The 22077-nt window shown below is 41.0% G+C and carries 27 protein-coding genes; 18 read left to right on the forward strand and 9 right to left on the reverse strand.

The annotated features are described in order from the left end of the window. Window positions 1–102: 102 nt before the first annotated feature. The 3 genes from tkt (at window position 103) to NSQ09_RS15495 (ending at window position 3009) form a co-directional block, all read left to right on the forward strand. On the forward strand, window positions 103–2106 hold the full coding sequence (tkt, locus tag NSQ09_RS15485) for a transketolase (RefSeq protein WP_341031917.1): 2004 nt from the start codon (window positions 103–105) through the stop codon (window positions 2104–2106). Between the two features lie 152 nt (window positions 2107–2258). Further along, on the forward strand, window positions 2259–2705 hold the full coding sequence (gene sirA / locus NSQ09_RS15490) for a sporulation inhibitor of replication protein SirA (RefSeq protein ID WP_003231591.1): 447 nt from the start codon (window positions 2259–2261) through the stop codon (window positions 2703–2705). Window positions 2706–2790: 85 nt separating this feature from the next. Then, window positions 2791–3009 (forward strand): YneF family protein, encoded by a 219-nt coding sequence (locus tag NSQ09_RS15495; RefSeq protein WP_003221221.1) that lies wholly within the window; start codon window positions 2791–2793, stop codon window positions 3007–3009. Between the two features lie 73 nt (window positions 3010–3082). Here the strand turns inward: NSQ09_RS15495 and ynzD are convergent, their stop codons facing one another. After that, window positions 3083–3256 (reverse strand): aspartyl-phosphate phosphatase YnzD, encoded by a 174-nt coding sequence (gene ynzD, locus NSQ09_RS15500; RefSeq protein ID WP_010886518.1) that lies wholly within the window; start codon window positions 3254–3256, stop codon window positions 3083–3085. 219 nt (window positions 3257–3475) lie between these two features. Between ynzD and ccdA the strand changes: the two genes are divergently transcribed. The 4 genes from ccdA to NSQ09_RS15520 all read left to right on the forward strand — a co-directional run bounded on the left by ccdA (window position 3476) and on the right by NSQ09_RS15520 (window position 6466). Next, a complete protein-coding gene (ccdA, locus tag NSQ09_RS15505) occupies window positions 3476–4183 on the forward strand; it encodes a cytochrome c-type biogenesis protein CcdA (RefSeq protein WP_017697354.1) in 708 nt (235 codons plus the stop codon). An 88-nt stretch (window positions 4184–4271) separates the two neighbouring features. Continuing rightward, the gene (locus NSQ09_RS15510) at window positions 4272–4634 is read left to right on the forward strand and encodes a response regulator (RefSeq protein ID WP_003245707.1); all 363 of its coding nucleotides are present in this window, start codon (window positions 4272–4274) and stop codon (window positions 4632–4634) included. A 78-nt stretch (window positions 4635–4712) separates the two neighbouring features. After that, window positions 4713–5204, forward strand: coding sequence for a CcdC family protein (locus NSQ09_RS15515; protein WP_010886519.1), 492 nt, complete (start codon window positions 4713–4715; stop codon window positions 5202–5204). A 111-nt stretch (window positions 5205–5315) separates the two neighbouring features. Then, window positions 5316–6466, forward strand: a protein-coding gene (locus NSQ09_RS15520; RefSeq protein WP_087614160.1) for an IS3 family transposase whose coding sequence is annotated in 2 segments (ribosomal slippage) — window positions 5316–5589 and window positions 5589–6466 — 1152 coding nt in all. Because the reading frame shifts where the segments join, the coding sequence is not laid out codon by codon here. Between the two features lie 58 nt (window positions 6467–6524). Here the strand turns inward: NSQ09_RS15520 and yneK are convergent. The 4 genes from yneK to sspO form a co-directional block, all read right to left on the reverse strand. Next, window positions 6525–6953: a DynA interaction protein YneK gene (gene yneK / locus NSQ09_RS15525; RefSeq protein ID WP_017696519.1), complete on the reverse strand. Its 429-nt coding sequence runs from the start codon at window positions 6951–6953 to the stop codon at window positions 6525–6527. A gap of 233 nt (window positions 6954–7186) precedes the next feature. After that, a complete protein-coding gene (gene cotM / locus NSQ09_RS15530) occupies window positions 7187–7579 on the reverse strand; it encodes an outer spore coat protein CotM (RefSeq protein ID WP_010886520.1) in 393 nt (130 codons plus the stop codon). Between the two features lie 80 nt (window positions 7580–7659). After that, window positions 7660–7806 (reverse strand): small acid-soluble spore protein P, encoded by a 147-nt coding sequence (locus NSQ09_RS15535; RefSeq protein WP_003221237.1) that lies wholly within the window; start codon window positions 7804–7806, stop codon window positions 7660–7662. A 31-nt stretch (window positions 7807–7837) separates the two neighbouring features. Next, window positions 7838–7984: an acid-soluble spore protein SspO gene (gene sspO, locus NSQ09_RS15540; protein ID WP_003244839.1), complete on the reverse strand. Its 147-nt coding sequence runs from the start codon at window positions 7982–7984 to the stop codon at window positions 7838–7840. Window positions 7985–8211: 227 nt separating this feature from the next. Here sspO and acnA point away from each other — a divergent pair, with 227 nt between their 5' ends. From acnA to NSQ09_RS15575, 7 genes are all read left to right on the forward strand, one after another. Next, window positions 8212–10941, forward strand: coding sequence for an aconitate hydratase AcnA (acnA, locus tag NSQ09_RS15545; protein WP_003231573.1), 2730 nt, complete (start codon window positions 8212–8214; stop codon window positions 10939–10941). Between the two features lie 71 nt (window positions 10942–11012). Further along, window positions 11013–11525 (forward strand): redoxin domain-containing protein, encoded by a 513-nt coding sequence (locus NSQ09_RS15550; RefSeq protein ID WP_003244797.1) that lies wholly within the window; start codon window positions 11013–11015, stop codon window positions 11523–11525. An 80-nt stretch (window positions 11526–11605) separates the two neighbouring features. After that, entirely contained in the window at window positions 11606–11731 is a 126-nt protein-coding gene (locus NSQ09_RS15555) for an FbpB family small basic protein (protein WP_003244964.1), read from the forward strand. Between the two features lie 64 nt (window positions 11732–11795). Continuing rightward, the gene (gene sspN, locus NSQ09_RS15560) at window positions 11796–11942 is read left to right on the forward strand and encodes an acid-soluble spore protein SspN (RefSeq protein ID WP_003231569.1); all 147 of its coding nucleotides are present in this window, start codon (window positions 11796–11798) and stop codon (window positions 11940–11942) included. Between the two features lie 36 nt (window positions 11943–11978). Further along, the gene (gene tlp / locus NSQ09_RS15565) at window positions 11979–12230 is read left to right on the forward strand and encodes a small acid-soluble spore protein Tlp (protein WP_015714015.1); all 252 of its coding nucleotides are present in this window, start codon (window positions 11979–11981) and stop codon (window positions 12228–12230) included. Between the two features lie 84 nt (window positions 12231–12314). Next, the gene (locus tag NSQ09_RS15570; protein WP_003231566.1) at window positions 12315–12731 is read left to right on the forward strand and encodes a YbgC/FadM family acyl-CoA thioesterase; all 417 of its coding nucleotides are present in this window, start codon (window positions 12315–12317) and stop codon (window positions 12729–12731) included. Window positions 12732–12746: 15 nt separating this feature from the next. Next, window positions 12747–13046: a hypothetical protein gene (locus tag NSQ09_RS15575; RefSeq protein ID WP_024571429.1), complete on the forward strand. Its 300-nt coding sequence runs from the start codon at window positions 12747–12749 to the stop codon at window positions 13044–13046. Window positions 13047–13076: 30 nt separating this feature from the next. Here the strand turns inward: NSQ09_RS15575 and NSQ09_RS15580 are convergent, their stop codons facing one another. Next, the gene (locus tag NSQ09_RS15580; protein WP_003231562.1) at window positions 13077–13364 is read right to left on the reverse strand and encodes a HesB/YadR/YfhF family protein; all 288 of its coding nucleotides are present in this window, start codon (window positions 13362–13364) and stop codon (window positions 13077–13079) included. An 87-nt stretch (window positions 13365–13451) separates the two neighbouring features. Continuing rightward, window positions 13452–14033 (reverse strand): glycerol-3-phosphate 1-O-acyltransferase PlsY, encoded by a 582-nt coding sequence (gene plsY, locus NSQ09_RS15585; protein WP_003231560.1) that lies wholly within the window; start codon window positions 14031–14033, stop codon window positions 13452–13454. Window positions 14034–14203: 170 nt separating this feature from the next. Here plsY and NSQ09_RS15590 point away from each other — a divergent pair, with 170 nt between their 5' ends. From NSQ09_RS15590 to parC, 3 genes are all read left to right on the forward strand, one after another. After that, the gene (locus NSQ09_RS15590) at window positions 14204–14611 is read left to right on the forward strand and encodes a CoA-binding protein (protein ID WP_003245606.1); all 408 of its coding nucleotides are present in this window, start codon (window positions 14204–14206) and stop codon (window positions 14609–14611) included. A 399-nt stretch (window positions 14612–15010) separates the two neighbouring features. Next, window positions 15011–16978: a DNA topoisomerase IV subunit B gene (parE, locus tag NSQ09_RS15595; protein WP_014479944.1), complete on the forward strand. Its 1968-nt coding sequence runs from the start codon at window positions 15011–15013 to the stop codon at window positions 16976–16978. A gap of 3 nt (window positions 16979–16981) precedes the next feature. Further along, entirely contained in the window at window positions 16982–19402 is a 2421-nt protein-coding gene (parC, locus tag NSQ09_RS15600) for a DNA topoisomerase IV subunit A (RefSeq protein ID WP_341031923.1), read from the forward strand. Window positions 19403–19448: 46 nt separating this feature from the next. Here the strand turns inward: parC and NSQ09_RS15605 are convergent, their stop codons facing one another. Next, window positions 19449–19574: a hypothetical protein gene (locus NSQ09_RS15605; protein ID WP_003231548.1), complete on the reverse strand. Its 126-nt coding sequence runs from the start codon at window positions 19572–19574 to the stop codon at window positions 19449–19451. A 25-nt stretch (window positions 19575–19599) separates the two neighbouring features. Beyond that, window positions 19600–19953, reverse strand: coding sequence for a hypothetical protein (locus tag NSQ09_RS15610; protein WP_014476950.1), 354 nt, complete (start codon window positions 19951–19953; stop codon window positions 19600–19602). A 510-nt stretch (window positions 19954–20463) separates the two neighbouring features. Between NSQ09_RS15610 and NSQ09_RS15615 the strand changes: the two genes are divergently transcribed. Further along, on the forward strand, window positions 20464–21861 hold the full coding sequence (locus NSQ09_RS15615; RefSeq protein ID WP_015383775.1) for an alanine/glycine:cation symporter family protein: 1398 nt from the start codon (window positions 20464–20466) through the stop codon (window positions 21859–21861). Window positions 21862–22077 lie beyond the last annotated feature (216 nt).

The raw sequence follows: 22077 nt of genomic DNA on the forward strand, positions 1-22077 counted from the left end.
CAAAATTCAACAAGTTTCTCTCAAATTTAAGCTGAAACAGTTGAGAAAAAGTCGTCAGACATTTATGATGTAAGGGTACAACACATAAGGAAGGGGATTTTTATGGATACAATTGAAAAGAAATCAGTTGCTACCATTCGCACACTGTCAATAGACGCTATTGAAAAAGCAAATTCTGGTCACCCAGGGATGCCGATGGGAGCCGCTCCAATGGCATACACGCTGTGGACAAAATTTATGAACGTAAGTCCGGCAAACCCTGGCTGGTTTAACCGTGACCGTTTTGTTTTATCTGCTGGACACGGGTCAGCACTATTATACAGCATGCTTCATTTAAGCGGGTTTGATCTTAGTATTGAAGATCTTAAGGGATTCCGCCAGTGGGGCAGCAAAACACCAGGACATCCGGAATTCGGACATACTGCCGGTGTTGATGCTACAACAGGTCCGCTTGGCCAAGGAATTGCCATGGCAGTCGGTATGGCAATTGCTGAACGCCATTTAGCGGAAACATACAACCGCGATTCATTTAACGTAGTCGATCATTATACATACAGTATTTGCGGTGATGGTGATTTAATGGAAGGTATTTCTTCTGAAGCCGCTTCACTCGCAGGCCATCTTCAGCTTGGCCGTCTGATCGTACTATACGATTCTAATGACATCTCTCTTGATGGAGACCTCGACCGTTCATTCTCTGAAAACGTGAAACAGCGTTTTGAAGCAATGAATTGGGAAGTTCTTTATGTTGAGGATGGAAACAATATTGAAGAATTAACAGCGGCTATCGAAAAAGCACGCCAAAATGAAAAGAAACCTACATTAATTGAAGTGAAAACGACAATCGGATTCGGTTCACCTAACCGTGCCGGTACATCCGGTGTTCACGGTGCGCCGCTTGGTAAAGAAGAAAGCAAATTAACAAAAGAAGCTTACGCGTGGACATATGAAGAAGACTTCTACGTTCCGTCAGAAGTTTATGAGCATTTCGCTGCAGCTGTTAAAGAATCAGGTGAGAAAAAAGAACAAGAATGGAATGCTCAATTCGCTAAATATAAAGAAGTTTATCCTGAACTTGCTGAACAGCTTGAACTGGCAATCAAAGGAGAGCTTCCGAAGGACTGGGATCAAGAGGTTCCTGTGTATGAAAAAGGAAGCAGTTTGGCATCCCGTGCATCTTCCGGTGAAGTTCTCAACGGACTTGCGAAAAAAATTCCTTTCTTTGTCGGAGGTTCTGCTGACCTAGCGGGATCGAACAAAACGACTATTAAAAATGCCGGTGATTTTACAGCGGTTGATTACTCAGGCAAAAACTTCTGGTTTGGTGTACGTGAATTTGCGATGGGTGCGGCCTTAAACGGTATGGCGCTTCATGGCGGTCTTCGTGTATTCGGCGGAACTTTCTTTGTCTTCTCTGATTACCTGCGTCCTGCGATTCGCCTTGCAGCGTTAATGGGCCTTCCTGTGACATATGTCTTCACACATGACAGTATTGCGGTTGGTGAAGACGGTCCGACGCACGAGCCTGTTGAACAGCTTGCTTCACTCCGTGCGATGCCTAACCTTTCTTTGATCCGTCCAGCAGACGGCAATGAGACAGCAACAGCATGGAAGCTTGCAGTGCAAAGCACTGACCACCCAACAGCGCTAGTGCTTACACGTCAAAACCTTCCTACCATCGATCAAACATCTGAAGAAGCATTGGCAGGAGTAGAAAAAGGTGCATATGTCGTTTCTAAATCTAAAAACGAAACACCTGACGCTCTTCTCATCGCTTCCGGATCAGAGGTAGGTCTTGCAATTGAAGCGCAGGCTGAATTGGCAAAAAAAAATATCGATGTTTCTGTTGTCAGCATGCCTTCAATGGACCGTTTTGAGAAACAATCTGATGAATACAAAAACGAAGTCCTTCCTGCAGATGTGAAAAAACGTCTTGCAATTGAAATGGGCTCATCATTTGGATGGGGCAAATACACGGGGCTTGAAGGTGACGTTCTCGGCATAGACCGATTCGGTGCATCTGCTCCTGGTGAAACCATCATTAACGAATACGGCTTCTCAGTTCCGAACGTAGTGAATCGAGTTAAGGCATTAATCAATAAGTAAGCTTTTGAAAGAGGATGAGTCAAATCATCCTCTTTTTCTTGTTTATCCGACAAAAATAGTATTGGCTGTTTAACAGTAATAGACAATTCTTTCTTTTCTTCTTTTGTATAATAGAGAGCAAATGAAATGCTGCTGGAAAAGGGGATGAAAAGATGGAACGTCACTACTATACGTACCTGATCAAAGAGGAATTTGCCAATCACTATTTCGGCCGGGAATCGGTTATGTTTGAGCTGTTTCAAGACTATCATTGGACAAGCCTTGAAAAGCAGCAGTATGAAATGACAGAGAAACAGATTCAATATATTACACAACCAATCCCGATTTTACATATGCATCAGCGGTTAAAAATGAATTTAAACAAGACGGATTACAGGCAGCTGGATTATATTTATAGAATAGCTTTGCCGAAAGCAAAAGGCCACGCGACGTTTATGATGAAGGAGCACATGATAGAAATTGTGGCTTCGGGAGATTACGAGGCAGAAACGATATTCTTTGAAGTGTTAAGAAAAGTAAGCCCTTGCTTTTTAGCAATGGATTTCAATTCGAAGCGTTACGGATGGCTAAATCCGGTGAAAGAAAGAAATTTTGTCTAAAACCGAAGAAAAAGAGATGTAAATGTTGTATAATAGCTTTTGGTTTAGTACACTTTAAACTAGACAACATGAAGGAGGAAATAAAATGACTTTATGGGTTGGCATCCTAGTGGGCGTTGTTGCATTGCTCATAGGTGTTGCACTCGGGTTTTTTATTGCTCGTAAATATATGATGAGCTACCTGAAAAAGAATCCGCCTATTAATGAACAAATGTTACGCATGATGATGATGCAAATGGGAATGAAACCTTCTCAAAAGAAAATCAATCAAATGATGAAAGCCATGAATAATCAAACGAAATAATACGTAAAGATTATGATATAGAGAAACATGGTTATAAAATAAAAAACCCTTATACGGGTTTTTTATTTTGCAATCATTCATCACCCGCTACTGCTCGAAGGCGCTGCTTTTGATATTGTATGAGAAGATGGTCAAGCTCCTGACTGAGCTCTATCGTAATATGAGATGTCATTCCGTTCGCCATGACAATTTGCAGCAGCTCTGCTCTTTTTTTTTCAATTTCTTTTAATAGATGCTCTCTAATCACAGGGATGTATCCTTTCATACATTAGATCTTCAAAGTGAATGTTTATATTATATCCATATTTATACTAATTTTCAAATGAGAAGGAGTATAATGTCTCAATGTCAAATTAAATTATATAAGTTTTTTCTGAAAATAGAAATCCTTCAAGTGAAAGTGTTAAAAAAATGAAATGATTTTGTCATAACTTGAAGGAATGTCAAATCATGAAGGGATGATGACATGGGAGACGTGAATTATTTTTTGACATTCGGAGCGGGGTTTTTATCCTTTATTTCGCCTTGCTGCCTGCCGCTTTACCCAGCTTTTTTGTCATATATTACAGGGGTCAGCATGGACGATGTAAAAACTGAAAAGCTGCTGCTGCAGAAAAGAAGCTTGTTTCATACTTTTTGTTTTTTGCTTGGCTTTTCAGTCATTTTTATTGCTTTAGGCTATGGAACATCTTTTATTGGCAGCCTGTTTAGGGATTATCACGATGCGATTCGGCAAATTGGCGCGTTGCTTATTATTTTGTTCGGTTTCATTACACTCGGTGTGTTCCGGCCTGAGGCTATGATGAAAGAGCGGAGAATCCATTTTAAGCATAAACCAAGCGGGTTTTTAGGGTCGGTCTTAATCGGAATGGCATTTGCAGCTGGATGGACACCATGTACCGGTCCGATATTAGCTGCTGTTATCACACTTGCAGGCACCAATCCGGGCTCAGCGGTGCCATACATGATGTTATATGTACTCGGTTTTGCGGTACCGTTTCTTTTATTGTCTTTTTTTATCACAAAGCTGAAGTGGATAAGGAAGAACCAGCTTTTCATTATGAAAGCTGGTGGCGTTTTGATGATTGTGATTGGTGTGCTGTTATTCTTTAATTGGATGAGCCTGATCATTATTTTGCTGTCAGATCTTTTTGGAGGCTTTACTGGTTTTTGACGGTAAATTACTTTCGTACTACTACTAATCCTTTTGTTTTTGGTACAATAAGACTATTATCTGTGGAAATCGATTGTTGGAGGGGAATATGACAAGAGTTTTAGTTGTAGACGACGCCAAGTTCATGAGAGTGAAAATCAGAGAGATCTTGGAAGAGGCAAATTACATAATCGCAGGCGAAGCGGCGGACGGTGAACAAGCAGCTGACCTGTATAAAAAACTGCGCCCGGACCTTGTGACAATGGATATTACAATGCCGGTGAAAAACGGCATAAAAGCGCTTCGTGATATCTTAACCTTTGATCCTAAAGCGAAGGTCATCATGTGCACCGCCATGCGCCAGCAAAGAATTGTAACGGAAGCGATTGAGCTGGGGGCAAAGGATTTTATTGTTAAGCCGTTTGAGGAAACAAAAGTGCTGGAAGCTGTAAGCCGCGTTATGGGACATTAAAGTCATTTCTTTTCAAAATGGTTTTTTTTATTGTTTTGGAGTATAGTATATAGTATCAACACTCCGAGAAACAAAGGAATGATAAGTATGATGATTATAGTTTCATCGATTATTGCTGTGTTAATGGCTGTAGCTGTGATGGTGGTCAGAATAAAGTCCTCTGACAAGCCTGTTTCACCAAAAAAAATCATTCTTCCGCCGATTTTTATGAGTACGGGAGCGTTAATGTTTTTATTTCCGGTATTTTGGGTAACTGGAGCAGAGTTTTTGGAAGCATTCACTTTAGGTGTGATTTTCTCTATTTTTCTAATCAAAACTTCTAAGTTCGAAATTAAAAATAATGAAATTTACATGAAACGCTCTAAAGCATTTGTTTTTATATTAGTCGGTCTTTTGGTGATCAGAATCGTGATGAAATCGATCTTGAGCACATCAATTGATTATGGTGCACTGAGCGGAATGTTTTGGATTCTGGCTTTCGGTATGATTGTGCCTTGGAGAATCGCCATGTATTTATCATATCGAAAACTTCATAACGAGCTGCAGTCATCTAATATTCAAATGAATTAAAAAACCTTTCCTCTTGTGGGACTGACCCCATAAGATGAGACAAATAAAAACACCTTCAAGTTTGAATACGGATGATTGTTATCCGAAATTAGACTTGGAGGTGTTTTTTCTATGGGGACAAGAGTGAGTTATCCGGTTGAAGTGAAACAGAAGGCTGTAGAAATGAGATTGGCAGGCGTACCTATGAAAGAGATCATGCAGGAGTTGAATATCAAAAATAATACGCAGATTAAGACATGGGTCAGATGGTATAAGGCTGGTGATACACATCGATTTGAACAGCCTGTTGGTAAGCAATACACTTATGGAAAAGGTCCGGAGTATTCTTCCGAATTAGAGAAACTGCAGGCAGAGAATCGATATCTGAGACAACAGAATGAAGTGTTAAAAAAGTACAACGAATTGGAAAGGAAGTTGATAGCCAAACGTCAGTCGAACTTGTAGAAGAATTGCACAGCACAATGACCGTGCAGGATATCTGTATTCATTTAGGTATCTCTCGCTCGTCTTATTATCGTTGGAAGAAGAATCTGAAGAAAGATCATCCCAAGCGCCATTTAGAAAAACAAATCGGCACGTTGTGCCGAGAGCACCAGTATCGATATGGATATCGAAAAATCACAGCTATATTAAAAAAGAGAATGTGTATTAACCATAAAACGGTTCAGCGTATTATGCAGAAAAATCAGTGGCAGTGCCGGGTTAAGGTGAAAAAGCGCAAGAAGAATGGGCAGCCATATGCCGTGGTCGACAATATATTAGATCGGAACTTTCAGTCTGATCATCCTCTTGAAAAACTAGTAACAGACATCACGTATTTGCCTTATGGACAGAAACAATTGTACCTTTCCAGTATATTGGATGTATATAATGGAGAAGTGATTGCTTTTACGATTGGAGATAAGCAGGACACAGACTTTGTCTTACACACACTTGATCAACTGCCAACACTGCCTGAGAACTGCGTGTTACATAGTGACCAAGGATCTGTGTATACATCTTACGAGTATCAGAAAGCTGTTAAAACAAAAGGCATTACCATGAGCATGTCCCGCAAAGGGACACCCGCTGATAATGCCTCCATCGAATCGTTTCATTCCTCACTAAAGTCTGAAACGTTCTATCTTAACAGCATTGATCGAACCACGACCGCCATCGTAGAACGCACTGTCATAGAATACATTCATTATTATAACAATATTCGTATTCAAACGAAACTAAACAACCAATCACCGATAAATTATCGGCAATTGGCTGTTTAAAAGGTGTTTTGATCCCTGTCTCAAAAACGGGGGTCAGTCCCTTGTCAGGAAAGGTTTTTTATTTGAGAAGGGTCTGATAAGGTTCCAAATCGATTTTTTTGTCCCGCAGATGCCTTTTTAAGAAGGAATGGTCTCTTTTAGGAGTTGCGAGAATATAGCCTTTGATCATAAGTTGCTGATCAATCTTTGCTACCTTTTCTTTTAATGCAAGCTCACCGATTTTGCCTGCGATTTTAGCTTTTGCTGCATCTCTGAACAGCTCTGGCACGGGCGCAGTCAATTCATCTAGAAACTGTTTGTTTTCATCGTTCCATAAATGTCTGCTGTTTTCAATATAGTAATCCTGCCAATCAAGCTCTGATCTGCCGTCCTCTTTTGGTAAACGCTTTAAAAACTTTCGAAACATGAAAAAACCGCCGATTGATAATAAGACTACCATCATGATTACCCAAAACAGAATAAACCATAAAAACCATCCTTCCAGCATCAATCATTCCCCCTTATTCTAACCATATTGTATACGAAGAGAGATTAGAAGAACACAGTAAAAAAAGAATAGAAAAAAGTGATAGACGTCTAGTCAAAAGAGATAGTAGATCATATTCTATTGTATAGTGAATCTGCTATTTGGCCATGGGAGAGTCACTAGAGGGTATTTGACGATAAATGGACGGAAAAAAAGTCACTTTCATAATAGGGGATGAAAGTGACTTTTTATGTTTAGCTGAGAGGAAATTGAAGAGAAAAAGAAGAGCCATCTTCTGTTTCTTTATTGACGGCGACTGTGAGTATTTGATTTTCGCATTCGACTTGAATGTTTTTGTCATTAAAATAAAAAGGAAGCATCATTTGTTTTTCAAAAGTCTGTCCTGACGATTTGACAGTTAAGATGAACTCGCATCCAGAAAGGGTAACTGTTACTTGTGTAGGCTGTAAAAAAGTCAGATCCGCTTCTATAATATACTGCTGACTTGTTTCATATAAATCAATAGGCAATGTTTCGTCGTACCAGGCGAAGGGGTCTTCAAAAAATTGCCGAAGCCATTCATCCATACTATCGAAATCATTCGCATCGTTGCGTTTTGAATGGTTCATGGAAGCATTCCTCCACATATCAACCTTGCTTTACATCATATGCGGTGGATTATAAATGGGTGAACGCATAAAAAAACAGACACTAAGGTCTGCTTTTCTTACATATCATGGCTTGAGTTGTGCTTTTGTCTTGTATGGTTTCGGTTTTTTACTTTTTTGCTTCCGCTTAGAGGCTCGGGTTGGCCGGGATTGTGTCCTTTAGGGGCGTTTTTATGCATATCTTTACTTGTATTCTTATTGGTCATAAAATGAGAACCTCCTTAAAAGAGTTCGGTGTTATTGATTGGTTTTTCTTTTTTTGTTATTTTGGCGTTCTGCTTCAGTCAGTACAAGCTGGTCGTTTTCAATATAGCCGGCGCCTTTGCCTTGGCTTTTTGCGTCATTCATTCCGTTAATGACGTGATTCGCTTTTCTTTTGACCATCATTATCACCTCAATCATAATATGGCTTCTTTTATTGTGTTATATGAGAGAGCGTAAACAGTAAAAATTACCGGTACATTTTTCTCATAAGTCGAACTTATTGTATTTAATAAAAACATTGATATTTACTTATGTATGATTTTGTTTTAATATGAAATTGTGAGAAAATTGTGATGGAATGTAATGTTCATCTGAGAATGATCTGATCTGAAGGGGGATTTTGGAGAATGGCAAACGAGCAAAAAACTGCAGCAAAAGACGTTTTCCAAGCGAGAAAAACGTTTACTACAAATGGGAAAACATATCATTACTACTCTTTAAAAGCGTTAGAAGATTCAGGTATAGGAAAGGTTTCGAAGCTTCCTTATTCCATCAAAGTTCTTTTAGAATCAGTATTGCGTCAAGTTGACGGCTTCGTTATCAAAAAAGAACACGTGGAAAATTTGGCAAAATGGGGAACTGCCGAATTAAAGGATATCGACGTTCCGTTCAAACCGTCTCGTGTTATTTTACAAGACTTCACAGGGGTTCCGGCAGTAGTAGATCTGGCTTCACTGCGTAAAGCAATGGCAGCTGTCGGCGGAGATCCTGATAAAATCAACCCTGAAATTCCTGTTGATCTCGTTATCGACCACTCTGTACAGGTAGATAAAGCGGGTACAGAAGATGCATTAGCAGTAAATATGGACTTGGAATTCGAAAGAAATGCAGAGCGCTACAAATTTTTAAGCTGGGCAAAGAAAGCGTTTAACAATTATCAGGCAGTGCCGCCTGCAACAGGTATTGTGCACCAGGTCAACCTTGAGTTCTTGGCAAGTGTTGTCCATGCCATTGAAGAAGACGGCGAGCTTGTAACGTATCCTGATACGCTTGTCGGAACAGACTCACACACAACAATGATTAACGGTATCGGTGTTCTCGGCTGGGGTGTCGGTGGAATTGAAGCTGAAGCGGGAATGCTTGGACAGCCTTCTTACTTCCCAGTTCCAGAGGTAATCGGCGCGAAACTTGTCGGCAAGCTTCCAAACGGAACAACAGCTACTGACTTGGCGTTAAAAGTAACACAAGTGCTGCGTGAAAAAGGCGTTGTCGGTAAATTTGTTGAATTCTTCGGACCGGGAATTGCTGAACTGCCGCTTGCAGATCGCGCAACAATTGCGAATATGGCTCCGGAATACGGTGCTACATGCGGATTCTTCCCAGTAGATGAAGAAGCGCTTAACTACCTGCGCCTGACAGGCCGTGATCCTGAACATATTGATGTTGTTGAAGCATACTGCAGAAGCAATGGCTTGTTCTACACTCCAGATGCGGAAGACCCTCAATTTACTGATGTGGTTGAAATTGACCTGTCTCAAATTGAAGCAAACTTATCGGGTCCAAAGCGTCCTCAGGATTTGATCCCGCTATCTGCTATGCAGGAAACGTTTAAAAAGCAATTAGTCAGCCCTGCAGGTAACCAAGGATTCGGTTTAAATGCTGAGGAAGAAAATAAAGAAATTAAGTTTAAACTCCTTAACGGCGAAGAAACAGTTATGAAAACGGGTGCGATCGCCATTGCTGCGATTACAAGCTGTACAAATACATCAAACCCATACGTTCTGATCGGCGCCGGACTGGTAGCGAAAAAAGCGGTTGAGTTAGGGCTTAAGGTGCCTAATTACGTGAAAACGTCACTTGCACCGGGTTCTAAAGTTGTTACAGGATATCTTGTGAATTCAGGCCTTCTTCCATACATGAAAGAGCTTGGCTTTAACCTCGTTGGGTACGGCTGTACAACATGTATCGGGAACTCAGGCCCGCTTTCACCGGAAATCGAAGAAGCGGTTGCGAAAAATGATCTTCTGATTACGTCTGTCCTTTCCGGAAACCGTAACTTTGAAGGACGTATTCACCCGCTTGTTAAAGGCAACTATCTTGCTTCACCGCCGCTTGTTGTGGCATATGCGCTGGCTGGAACGGTAAACATTAACCTGAAAACCGATCCAATCGGTGTGGGCAAGGATGGTCAAAACGTATACTTTAATGATATTTGGCCGTCAATGGACGAAATCAATGCACTTGTTAAGCAAACTGTTACGCCAGAGCTATTCCGCAAAGAGTATGAAACAGTATTTGATGACAACAAGCGCTGGAACGAAATTGAAACAACAGATGAAGCATTATATAAATGGGATAGCGAGTCAACTTACATTCAAAACCCGCCATTCTTCGAAGAAATGTCTGTTGAGCCAGGCAAGGTTGAACCATTAAAAGGTTTGCGTGTTGTCGGTAAATTCGGCGATTCAGTCACAACTGACCATATTTCTCCTGCGGGGGCAATCGGAAAAGATACGCCTGCCGGAAAGTACTTGCAAGAAAAAGGTGTTTCTCCTCGCGACTTTAACTCTTACGGTTCCCGCCGCGGAAACCATGAAGTCATGATGAGAGGAACATTTGCAAACATTCGGATCAAAAACCAAATTGCACCGGGTACAGAAGGCGGATTTACGACGTACTGGCCGACTGGTGAAGTAACATCCATCTATGATGCGTGCATGAAATACAAAGAAGATAAAACTGGTCTTGTCGTATTAGCAGGAAAAGACTATGGTATGGGATCTTCACGTGACTGGGCTGCAAAAGGAACAAACCTTCTCGGCATCAGAACGGTCATTGCAGAGAGCTTCGAAAGAATTCACAGAAGCAATCTTGTATTCATGGGTGTGCTGCCGCTTCAGTTTAAACAAGGTGAAAATGCGGATACACTCGGCTTAACGGGTAAAGAAGTCATCGAGGTAGATGTTGATGAAACAGTTCGTCCTCGTGACCTTGTGACTGTAAGAGCAATCAATGAAGACGGCAATGTAACAACTTTTGAAGCAGTCGTCCGCTTTGATAGTGAAGTTGAAATTGATTACTACCGCCATGGCGGCATCCTTCAAATGGTGCTTCGTGAAAAAATGAAGCAGTCCTGATGAATCAATAGGAAGAGAAGGCATTTCGCTTTCTCTTCTTTTTATGACACAATGTGCTGCGGAGGTGGCATATGCTGAAAAAATGGCTCGCAGGGATCCTGCTTATCATGCTAGTCGGTTATACGGGATGGAATTTATATCAAACATACAGCAAAAAAGAAGTCGGAATTCAAGAGGGGCAACAAGCACCTGATTTTTCTTTGAAAACGCTATCAGGAGAGAAAAGCTCTTTACAGGATGCAAAAGGCAAAAAAGTGCTGCTCAATTTTTGGGCAACTTGGTGTAAGCCGTGCCGTCAGGAAATGCCTGCGATGGAAAAGCTGCAAAAAGAGTACGCCGACAAACTTGCGGTTGTTGCGGTAAATTTCACTTCAGCTGAGAAAAGTGAGAAACAGGTCCGAGCGTTTGCTGATACTTATGACTTAACGTTCCCCATTCTGATTGATAAAAAAGGGATCAATGCTGACTATAACGTGATGTCATATCCAACGACATATATCTTAGATGAAAAAGGTGTTATCCAAGACATACATGTTGGCACCATGACAAAAAAAGAAATGGAACAAAAACTGGATCTTGATTAGATTCAGTTTTTTTTATGCTCAGATATGCTTACAAGTTTTCAGAATTGGAAAAAATAAAAGAATATGCGGAGGTGAGAAGCGTGAAGAAGATGAGAAAACGTTCTTTTCATGAGCTCGTCATGGAAAACAAAAAAGAGCTGATGACCAATACAGAGTATTTAAATCAGCTTGAGGAAAAGCTTGAACAGCGATTTAAGCAAAAATAACCTTTAATTTGTATTCATGTTTACCCCTCCTTTTGAGAAACCTATCTGTTGAGGAGGGATAAACATGGGAAACAACAAGAAAAACGGTCAGCCTCAATATGCTCCAAGCCACTTGGGTACAAAGCCTGTAAAATATAAAGCCAATAAAGGGGAAAAAATGCATGATACTTCAGGACAGCGGCCGATTATCATGCAGACAAAAGGCGAGTAGCGAAAATTCGAGTTTATTTCTAGGAGGTACATCCGAATGACAAAGAACCAAAATCAATATCAGCAGCCTAATCCTGATGATCGTTCTGACAATGTGGAAAAATTGCAGGATATGGTTCAAAATACAATTGAAAATATAGAAGAAGCAGAAGCATCAATGGAGTTTGCTTCTGGAGAAGATAAACAGCGTATCAAAGAAAAAAATGCGAGACGCGAACAGAGCATTGAATCATTTCGTAATGAAATACAGGACGAATCCGCAGCGAGACAAAACGGATACCGTTCTTAAAAAACCAGGGAAACCTGGTTTTTTTCTTTCTGATTTGATTATGGTAAAATGGGGCTAAATTGACGTTAAGGGAGCAGAGTAATCTTGCATGTATCCAAAAAAGAAATAGAAGTGCGTTATGCAGAAACAGACCAAATGGGAATTGTCTATCACGCAAATTATCTTGTGTGGATGGAGGTCGGCAGAACGGCCTTGATTAAGGACTTAGGCTTTTTATATAGTGATATGGAAAAAAAAGGCGTTCTGTCCCCAGTCGTTGATATCAATATTTCCTATAAAAAGCCGCTTCATTACGGAGAAACCGCGGTTGTACATACATGGATAGAGGACTATAACGGATTTAAAACCGTCTATGGTTACCACATTTATAATCCGGCCGGTGAGCTTTCCATCAAAGCCACCTCATCTCATATTTGTGTGGATAAAGAAAGCTTTAAGCCAATTCAATTCCGCAAAGCTTTTCCTGATTGGCACACAGCATATGAAAAGGCCAAAAAATAGGGAAGTGAACGGGATATGGCGTTTGGTGTGAAACGGGAGGAACTTAACCGGTGGAAACAAGCAGTGAAAAGAGGAGAAATCGCATTTTTAACACATTACTGGCTGGATGACCGATTTCCAGAAGCAAGGACTGTGACAAAAGCCGGCTGTGCAGACATTGATAAGCTGGTTCAGTGGGGAGCGGCGTACGGGTTAAAAAAAGAATGGATCCATAAGAAAAGTGAATTTCCTCACTTCGATCTGCTGGGTGAAACACAAAAATATATTTTAGAACAAGAGAACCTAACCGATCATCTTATACGATTTCATTTGTAAAAAAAGAACGCACATGATGTGCGTTCTTTTTTATTGGTATTCAAAAACCGGTTCATCAGCGTCTTCTGAATAGCTGACGAGAAGGTCGTGGTTATCAAAGTACCATAAATCACTTTCTTCAATAAAGAAGGTAATGCCGTCAGCTTCTGCAGTGACTCCAGCCTCTTGTGGGGCATCTTTCGCTACACCGAGAGAAAAACCCTTTTGAACGTTGCTGCAGCCTCCATAGCGGACGAAAAAGCGAACCTGGTCTCCGCTTTCCAAATCGAGTTCTTCTTTATACCAGTTCAATGCGTCTTCGTTAATTGTCATATTCATAACAGAACACCCCTTTGTTCTTCATTTGAATTTTCTCTATTATAAACGTATTAGGCTATTCTGTGTCAAAAGAGAAGTTTTTTAAGCTTATAGCCATTTTACTTTAGGTTCTGTTTTATTGATAATTCGTTTAATGTTCGCTCGGTGTCTGTATATCACAAAAATAGTGAGCAGGGTAACGACAATCAATAAATACGTATCATGGACAAAGAAACTATATATAACAGTATAGATCCCTGTTAACATCGATGAGAGAGAAACAAATTTAGTCAAGTATAAAAAGATGAAGAATACCGCAACCATCGTGATAAATAACAGGGGTGCGTAAAACAGCAAAACGCCTCCTGATGTCGCCACGGCTTTACCGCCTTTAAATTTGGCGAAGATGGGAAACACGTGGCCTAAAACCGCAAAGACTCCTGCAAGAAGCGGGTGAATATCAACATGCATGAGAAAAGGCAATGCAGTTGCCAGTGTCCCTTTCAAAATATCTCCGGCTATGACGACCGAACCAGCTTTTACACCCAATGTACGGAATGCATTGGTAGCGCCTAAGTTGCCGCTTCCGTGCTCCCGAATATCAATTCCCTTGGCAAGCTTGCCCACAATTAAGCCAGATGGAATGCTGCCTATCAAGTAGGCCAAAATAATCAATAAAGCAATTAACATCTACATTTCTCCTTTTTCAAATTCCCTTCTTTTTATTTTAACATGAGATGTCATGATCTGATGATAAGTTTTTTTTGTAAAGTTTGCTTACAAATCCAATCAAACATGCATCATATTTTGATTTCTCCTGTTTTGATCGTGTAAAATAAGTGAAAAAGGAGTGACACACGATGCAAAACCCTTCTAAAGCGGAAATTAAAGAGATTCTTCAAAGAAGCAAACGTATAGCGGTAGTAGGGCTTTCAGACCGTCCGGATAGAACGTCACATATGGTTTCAAAAGCAATGCAGGACGCGGGTTATGAAATTATCCCTGTGAATCCTACAATTGATGAGGCGCTAGGTGTCAAAGCCGTTTCATCTTTAAAAGAGATAGACGGTCCGATTGACATCGTAAATGTATTCCGGCGCTCAGAACAGCTTCCTGGAGTGGCGGAAGAGTTTTTAGAGACAGATGCGCCAGTATTTTGGGCACAGCAAGGGCTAGTTAATGAGGAAGCATACCAGATGCTAAAAGAAAAAGGCAGAACGGTTATTATGGATCTGTGCATAAAAGTGGCACACGCTGTAACAAAATAGGTGCAGAACTGCAAAAATCCTTGTAAATTCAAGGATTTTTGCTTTTTAATTTTAAGATATTGTTTGCGTATTACGGTGAAACAGATACAATAAAGCTTGAACAGCTTTTTTTGAATACCTTGTCCAGCTGGGTTTCGGCCGTTCGATTTGCGAAGGTCTGCTGCTTTATATATAATAAACAAACATACGTTCTCATAGTGTAAAAACAGCACTAGCCGATGTTTTGAGAAGAACTGATTCGTTAGCTCTATGTTGCGATTGCAAACATATTGGTTATAATGAAGAGTCCAAGGCAGTACTGGCTCGAGGCGAGGTTTATAAAAAATATCTTATATACAAATGATGTGTAACACTGAAAAAGAGAAAGACAATGTTAGTTTTTGAAAGGGGTTTGTACGTTTGGCTAGAAAACAGCAATTTGATTACAACGAAGATGCCATACAGGTGCTCGAAGGCCTTGAGGCTGTCAGGAAAAGGCCGGGTATGTATATTGGCTCTACTGACGCACGGGGTTTGCACCACTTGGTTTATGAAATTGTAGATAACTCTGTCGACGAGGTGCTTGCCGGCCATGGAGATCACATAATCGTCAAAATACATAAAGACAATAGTATTTCTGTACAGGATAGAGGCCGCGGCATGCCGACCGGAATGCATAAGCTCGGCAAACCAACCCCTGAAGTGATTTTAACGGTGCTTCATGCCGGAGGGAAATTCGGCCAAGGCGGCTATAAGACAAGCGGCGGGCTCCACGGAGTTGGTGCATCAGTCGTGAATGCTTTATCTGAATGGCTGACGGTTACCATTGAGCGGGACGGTTTTGTCTATCAGCAGCGATTTGAAAATGGAGGAAAACCGGTTACATCTCTCGAAAAGATCGGCAAAACAAAAAAGACGGGAACTCTTACACACTTTAAGCCAGATCCAACGATGTTCAGCACAACCACTTATAATTTTGAAACGCTCTCTGAGCGCTTAAGAGAGTCTGCGTTTTTGTTAAAAGGACTGAAAATTGAGCTGATTGATGAACGCAATGACCAGCATGAGGTCTTTTATTATGAAAACGGCATAGAAGCGTTTGTTGCTTACTTAAATGAAGAAAAAGACGTCTTGTCTGAAGTGGTCTCGTTTGAGGGTGAGCATCATTCTATAGAAGTGGACTTTGCGTTCCAGTTTAACGATGGTTATTCTGAAAATATTTTGTCGTTTGTCAACAATGTCAGAACAAAAGACGGCGGGACGCATGAGTCAGGTGCAAAAACTGCGATGACGCGTGCTTTTAATGAATATGCGCGAAAAGTGGCTTTGCTGAAAGAAAAGGATAAGAACCTTGAAGGCACCGATATAAGGGAAGGGCTTTCAGCCATTATTTCTGTCCGCATACCTGAGGAGCTTCTTCAATTTGAGGGACAAACAAAAGGAAAGCTCGGTACCAGTGAAGCAAGATCAGCGGTGGATGCGATTGTTTCAGAACAGCTTGCTTACTTTTTAGAGGAAAATCGGGACACCGCAACGCTTCTTGTCAAAAAAGCAATCAAGGCGAGCCAGGCGCGCGAAGCGGCACGCAAAGCTCGTGAAGAAGCAAGAAGCGGCAAAAAACGAAAAAAATCAGAAGCGACTTTAAGCGGAAAGCTGACGCCTGCGGGTTCAAGAAACCCGGCAAAAAATGAATTGTATCTCGTTGAGGGAGATTCAGCAGGCGGGTCAGCCAAGCAGGGACGAGACCGCAGATTCCAGGCGGTTCTGCCTTTACGCGGTAAAGTCATTAATACAGAAAAAGCTAAGCTTGCTGATATCTTTAAAAATGAAGAGATCAATACGATCATTCATGCGATCGGCGGGGGAGTCGGGGCAGATTTCTCAATCGATGACATCAACTACGACAAAATCATCATTATGACTGATGCCGATACTGACGGCGCCCATATTCAAGTGCTGCTTCTTACCTTTTTCTATCGCTATATGAAACCGCTCATTGAGCATGGCAAGGTGTTCATTGCGCTGCCACCTTTATATAAGGTCAGTAAAGGAAGCGGGAAGAAGGAAATCATTGAATATGCATGGTCTGATGAAGAGATGGGTGATGTCCTGAAAAAAGTCGGCAAAGGCTATACCATTCAACGATATAAGGGTCTTGGAGAGATGAACGCAGACCAGCTGTGGGAAACGACGATGAATCCGGAGTCCCGCACACTTGTTAGGGTCAAAATTGACGATGCGGCACGTGTAGAGAGACGTGTGACGACGTTAATGGGAGACAAAGTAGAGCCGCGCAGAAAGTGGATTGAGAAAAACGTCGCTTTCGGCTTAGATGAAGAAAGCAATATTTTAGAAAATGAAAACTTATCGGTCGCTGAGGAGGTTTAATGATTGTCACAGCCAGAATTATTTCATGATTTACCATTAGAAGAGGTGATCGGCGACCGTTTTGGACGCTACAGTAAATATATTATTCAAGACAGGGCGCTGCCCGATGCGAGAGACGGATTAAAGCCGGTACAGCGCAGAATTCTGTATGCAATGCATACAGATGGAAACACGTTTGATAAAAACTTCAGAAAAGCGGCCAAAACGGTCGGTAACGTCATCGGTAACTATCATCCGCACGGTGACAGCTCGGTTTATGAAGCAATGGTGCGGATGAGCCAGGATTGGAAAGTTCGTAATGTGTTAATCGAAATGCATGGAAACAATGGAAGTATCGACGGAGATCCCCCGGCAGCCATGCGTTATACAGAGGCACGATTATCTCCGATTGCATCTGAGCTTCTTCGGGATATTGACAAAAACACGGTTGAATTTGTGCCGAACTTCGATGACACAAGCAAGGAGCCTGTCGTACTCCCGGCGATGTTTCCTAACCTATTGGTCAACGGATCTACCGGTATTTCAGCAGGATACGCGACCGACATTCCCCCTCATCATCTGGGAGAAGTCATTGATGCTGTCATTAAGCGTATTCAAATGCCATCTTGCTCTGTTGATGAACTCATGGAAGTCATTAAAGGGCCTGATTTTCCGACAGGCGGTATTATTCAGGGCATTGACGGGATAAGAAAAGCTTACGAAACCGGAAAAGGAAAAATCATTATCCGCGGAAAGGCTGAAATTGAAACAATCAGAGGCGGACGAGAACAAATTGTCATTACTGAAATTCCATTTGAAGTAAATAAAGCAAACCTTGTAAAAAAAATGGACGAGTTCCGTATTGATAAAAAGGTTGAAGGCATCTCAGAGGTTCGTGATGAAACGGATCGAACAGGGCTGAGAGTGGTCATTGAACTGAAAAAAGAAGCTGATGCCAAAGGCATTTTGAATTTCTTATATAAAAATACTGATTTGCAGATCACATATAACTTCAATATGGTGGCTATCCATAACCGCCGTCCGATGCTGATGAGCCTGCCGTCTATTTTGGATGCATATATCGGACACCAAAAGGAAGTTGTCACAAACCGGTCCGTTTACGAGCTTCAAAAAGCAAAAGACAGACATCATATCGTAGAAGGGCTCATGAAAGCTTTGTCTATTTTGGATGAAGTGATTGCAACAATCCGTTCTTCTAGCGATAAACGTGACGCTAAAAACAATTTGATCGCCAACTATGAATTTACAGAGCCTCAGGCTGAAGCCATCGTGTCATTGCAGCTATATCGTTTAACCAATACCGATATCACAGCGCTTAAGGAAGAGGCAGAAGAGCTCGGTAAAAAAATTGAAGAGCTCGAATCTATTCTGAGCAATGATAAAAAACTGCTAAAAGTGATTACAAACAGCTTAAAAGCACTGAAAAAGAAATATGCAGATACGAGACGCTCCGTGATTGAAGAAAAAATTGAGGAAATTAAAATCAATCTCGAAGTCATGATTGCATCTGAGGATGTATATGTAACCGTTACGAAGGATGGTTACCTAAAACGGACGAGCCAGCGCTCATTTGCCGCTTCCAACGGTCAGGATTTCGGAATGAAAGATACGGACAGGATGCTGCATCAGTTTGAAATGAATACGACAGACGTGCTGCTGCTCTTTACGAACAAAGGAAGCTACATCTATTGTCCTGTTCACCAGCTGCCTGATATCAGATGGAAGGACATGGGCCAGCATTTTTCAAATCTAATCACTATTGACCGTGATGAAACGATTGTAAAGGCTATACCGATAAAAGAATTTGATCCGTCGGCATATCTTCTATTCTTTACGAAAAACGGCATGGTGAAAAAGACAGAGCTCACTCATTATAAAGCACAGCGTTATTCTAAGGCACTTGTAGCCTTAAATCTGAAGGGTGAAGATGAACTGATTGATGTACATGTAACAAATGGGGAAAGCCAGATCTTTATGGCCACTCACTTAGGGTATGGTCTATGGTTTGGAGAAGACGAAGTGAATGTAGTTGGCGCGCGTGCGGCAGGTGTCAAAGGGATTAACTTAAAAGAGGATGACTTTGTTGTCTCCGGTGAGATCCTTCAGCAATCTGATTCAATTGTCTTGTTCACACAGCGGGGAGCGGTAAAACGCATGGGTCTTTCTGAGTTCGAGAAGACATCCCGCGCAAAACGCGGTGTCGTAATGCTAAGGGAACTGAAAAAGAATCCTCATCGTGTTGTAGCACTGTTCGCTTGCGGTCTTGAACAGCGACTAATGGCAGAAACAGAAAAAGGTGACAGAAAAGAACTGCAGGCAAAAGAGTTGCGGACAAACGACAGATACAGCAATGGCTCTTTCTTTTTTGATGAAGAGGAATCAGGTAAGGTTACAGCTGTTTGGCGCCTTCATACAGAACAATAATAAAAAACCCGCTCATACTATATGAGCGGGTTTCGTTTGTTTTTTATCAGCTTTCATGGTTGGTGAATAGATCTGTTACAGCATGAATGACTTCAATCCCCTGCCATACAAATAAATTCAGCGCTGTGAAAGAAAATAAGCCTAAAATCACCATTCTTAAGATAAACAACATGTTTAACAGCCTCCTCATATTTTCGTTACATAATCGGGTGATGTTGAACATGAAGTTTGCCGAAATAAGACGATTGATAAAATTTGGCCAGTATAAAGCTTTTTTTCCGCTGACGTCTGCGGGAGTATCCCGTACTTTTGCTTTCAGCGGTCAGCAGCAGAACAGCCATTGCCCATAAAGCGGTCAGCGTAAATGCCCCTGTGATGGATTTCTTCTCATCATCAGCATTTTGGCCGGCTTTCATCTCATGCATTTCCTGCTGGTCGGCTACGGCTTTATAATGATGGCCGATATCAAAGGCGTGGGGAATTGAGAGCAAATGAAAACTGGCAATCGCCAAGAATAAGATGGATGCTTTCAATATCGTTACTTTTTTCAAATGATCTCCCCCTCCTTTAATATTACTGAATATTTTTATAATAATACCCCAATCCATCCTAAAAGTAAACCTGATTTATTAAATTTAAAAATAAATTTAACCTTGTTAAGTATATATCTTTTTGCTTATTTTTGAAAGAGAAAACTTCTTTTATTAGCGTATGTATACCCGGTTTATGGTGTGAATAAAAACATATTTTAAATGATATGTTTGTTGTTTAGGGTTTATTACTTTATTTATGTGTTAAATCAAAGGGAAAGGCAAGAGAATGGGAAGAAATGATTACATTGTTAATAGGGCACTCTTTTTTAAAAGCCAGCTTGCAAGGAATGTTTTTATTCGTAGGAAAATAATAGAGAAGGGGTCGACAGAGTAACATCTGGCTATGACAATATTCTTCTCGAAAAAACTTCCTAATTCGTCATATTGTGATATAATAAAACTCGTTATGTTAAAAAATCTAACATCAAAATCGAATTCGTGTTGAATTGATGAAAACGGGAGGTAAATATGGAGTCTTTTTTCAATAGTTTAATTAATATTCCAAGTGATTTCATCTGGAATTACCTATTTTATATTTTAATAGGGCTTGGATTATTTTTTACCATACGTTTTGGTTTTATCCAATTCCGTTATTTTATTGAAATGTTCAGAATAGTAGGGGAGAAGCCGGAAGGAAATAAAGGTGTTTCATCTATGCAGGCGTTCTTTATTTCGGCCGCATCCCGAGTCGGCACAGGGAATTTGACTGGTGTAGCCTTAGCAATTGCGACAGGCGGACCAGGCGCTGTATTTTGGATGTGGGTAGTAGCTGCAGTAGGTATGGCTTCAAGTTTTGTTGAGAGTACGTTAGCGCAGCTTTATAAGGTGAGAGACGGGGAGGATTTCCGCGGAGGCCCGGCTTACTACATTCAAAAGGGTCTTGGAGCCAGATGGCTTGGCATCGTTTTTGCAATCTTAATTACCGTCTCATTCGGCTTGATTTTTAACGCTGTTCAAACAAATACAATTGCTGGAGCATTGGATGGCGCATTCCATGTGAATAAAATAGTTGTAGCCATAGTTCTGGCGGTTTTAACTGCGTTTATCATTTTCGGCGGTTTAAAACGTGTTGTCGCTGTTTCACAGTTAATTGTGCCGGTTATGGCAGGCATTTATATCCTTATCGCTTTATTTGTTGTCATCACGAATATTACAGCTTTCCCTGGCGTTATCGCTACAATTGTTAAAAATGCTTTAGGTTTTGAACAAGTCGTCGGCGGCGGAATAGGCGGCATCATCGTTATCGGTGCGCAGCGCGGACTTTTTTCAAACGAAGCAGGAATGGGGAGCGCACCAAACGCGGCTGCGACGGCTCATGTATCCCATCCGGCAAAGCAAGGCTTTATTCAAACATTAGGCGTATTTTTTGATACATTTATCATATGTACGTCCACAGCATTTATTATTTTGCTGTACAGTGTAACGCCAAAAGGCGACGGCATCCAAGTCACACAGGCTGCTCTTAACCATCATATTGGAGGCTGGGCGCCGACTTTCATCGCAGTCGCAATGTTCTTGTTTGCATTCAGTTCAGTTGTCGGCAACTATTATTATGGCGAGACAAACATTGAATTTATTAAAACAAGCAAAACATGGCTGAACATTTACCGTATCGCTGTAATTGCTATGGTTGTGTATGGATCTTTATCAGGCTTCCAAATCGTTTGGGATATGGCGGACCTCTTTATGGGTATCATGGCGCTGATCAACTTAATTGTGATTACGCTGCTGTCAAACGTTGCTTACAAAGTGTATAAAGATTACGCGAAACAGCGTAAACAAGGACTTGATCCTGTATTCAAAGCGAAAAACATCCCAGGGCTGAAAAACGCTGAAACATGGGAAGATGAGAAACAAGAAGCATAATTTAAATATAAAACAAAGCTGCATTCAATAGTTGAATGCAGCTTTTTCATTATTGGAAATAAATTTAATTTTTCGACTCGAATGAAAAATGACGTGTAAAGTCCCAATTCAGTCCGGTTTTCTTTGTTCTATAAGTGTCATGTGTGTCTTATTCAATGGAGATAGAGCAAATTGACAGGCTTTTAAACCTCCCAAAAACAAGAAATTAGGTTGATA

The sequence above is a fragment of the Bacillus sp. FSL W8-1202 genome (genome assembly GCF_038006165.1).
Lineage (GTDB): Bacteria > Bacillota > Bacilli > Bacillales > Bacillaceae > Bacillus > Bacillus subtilis.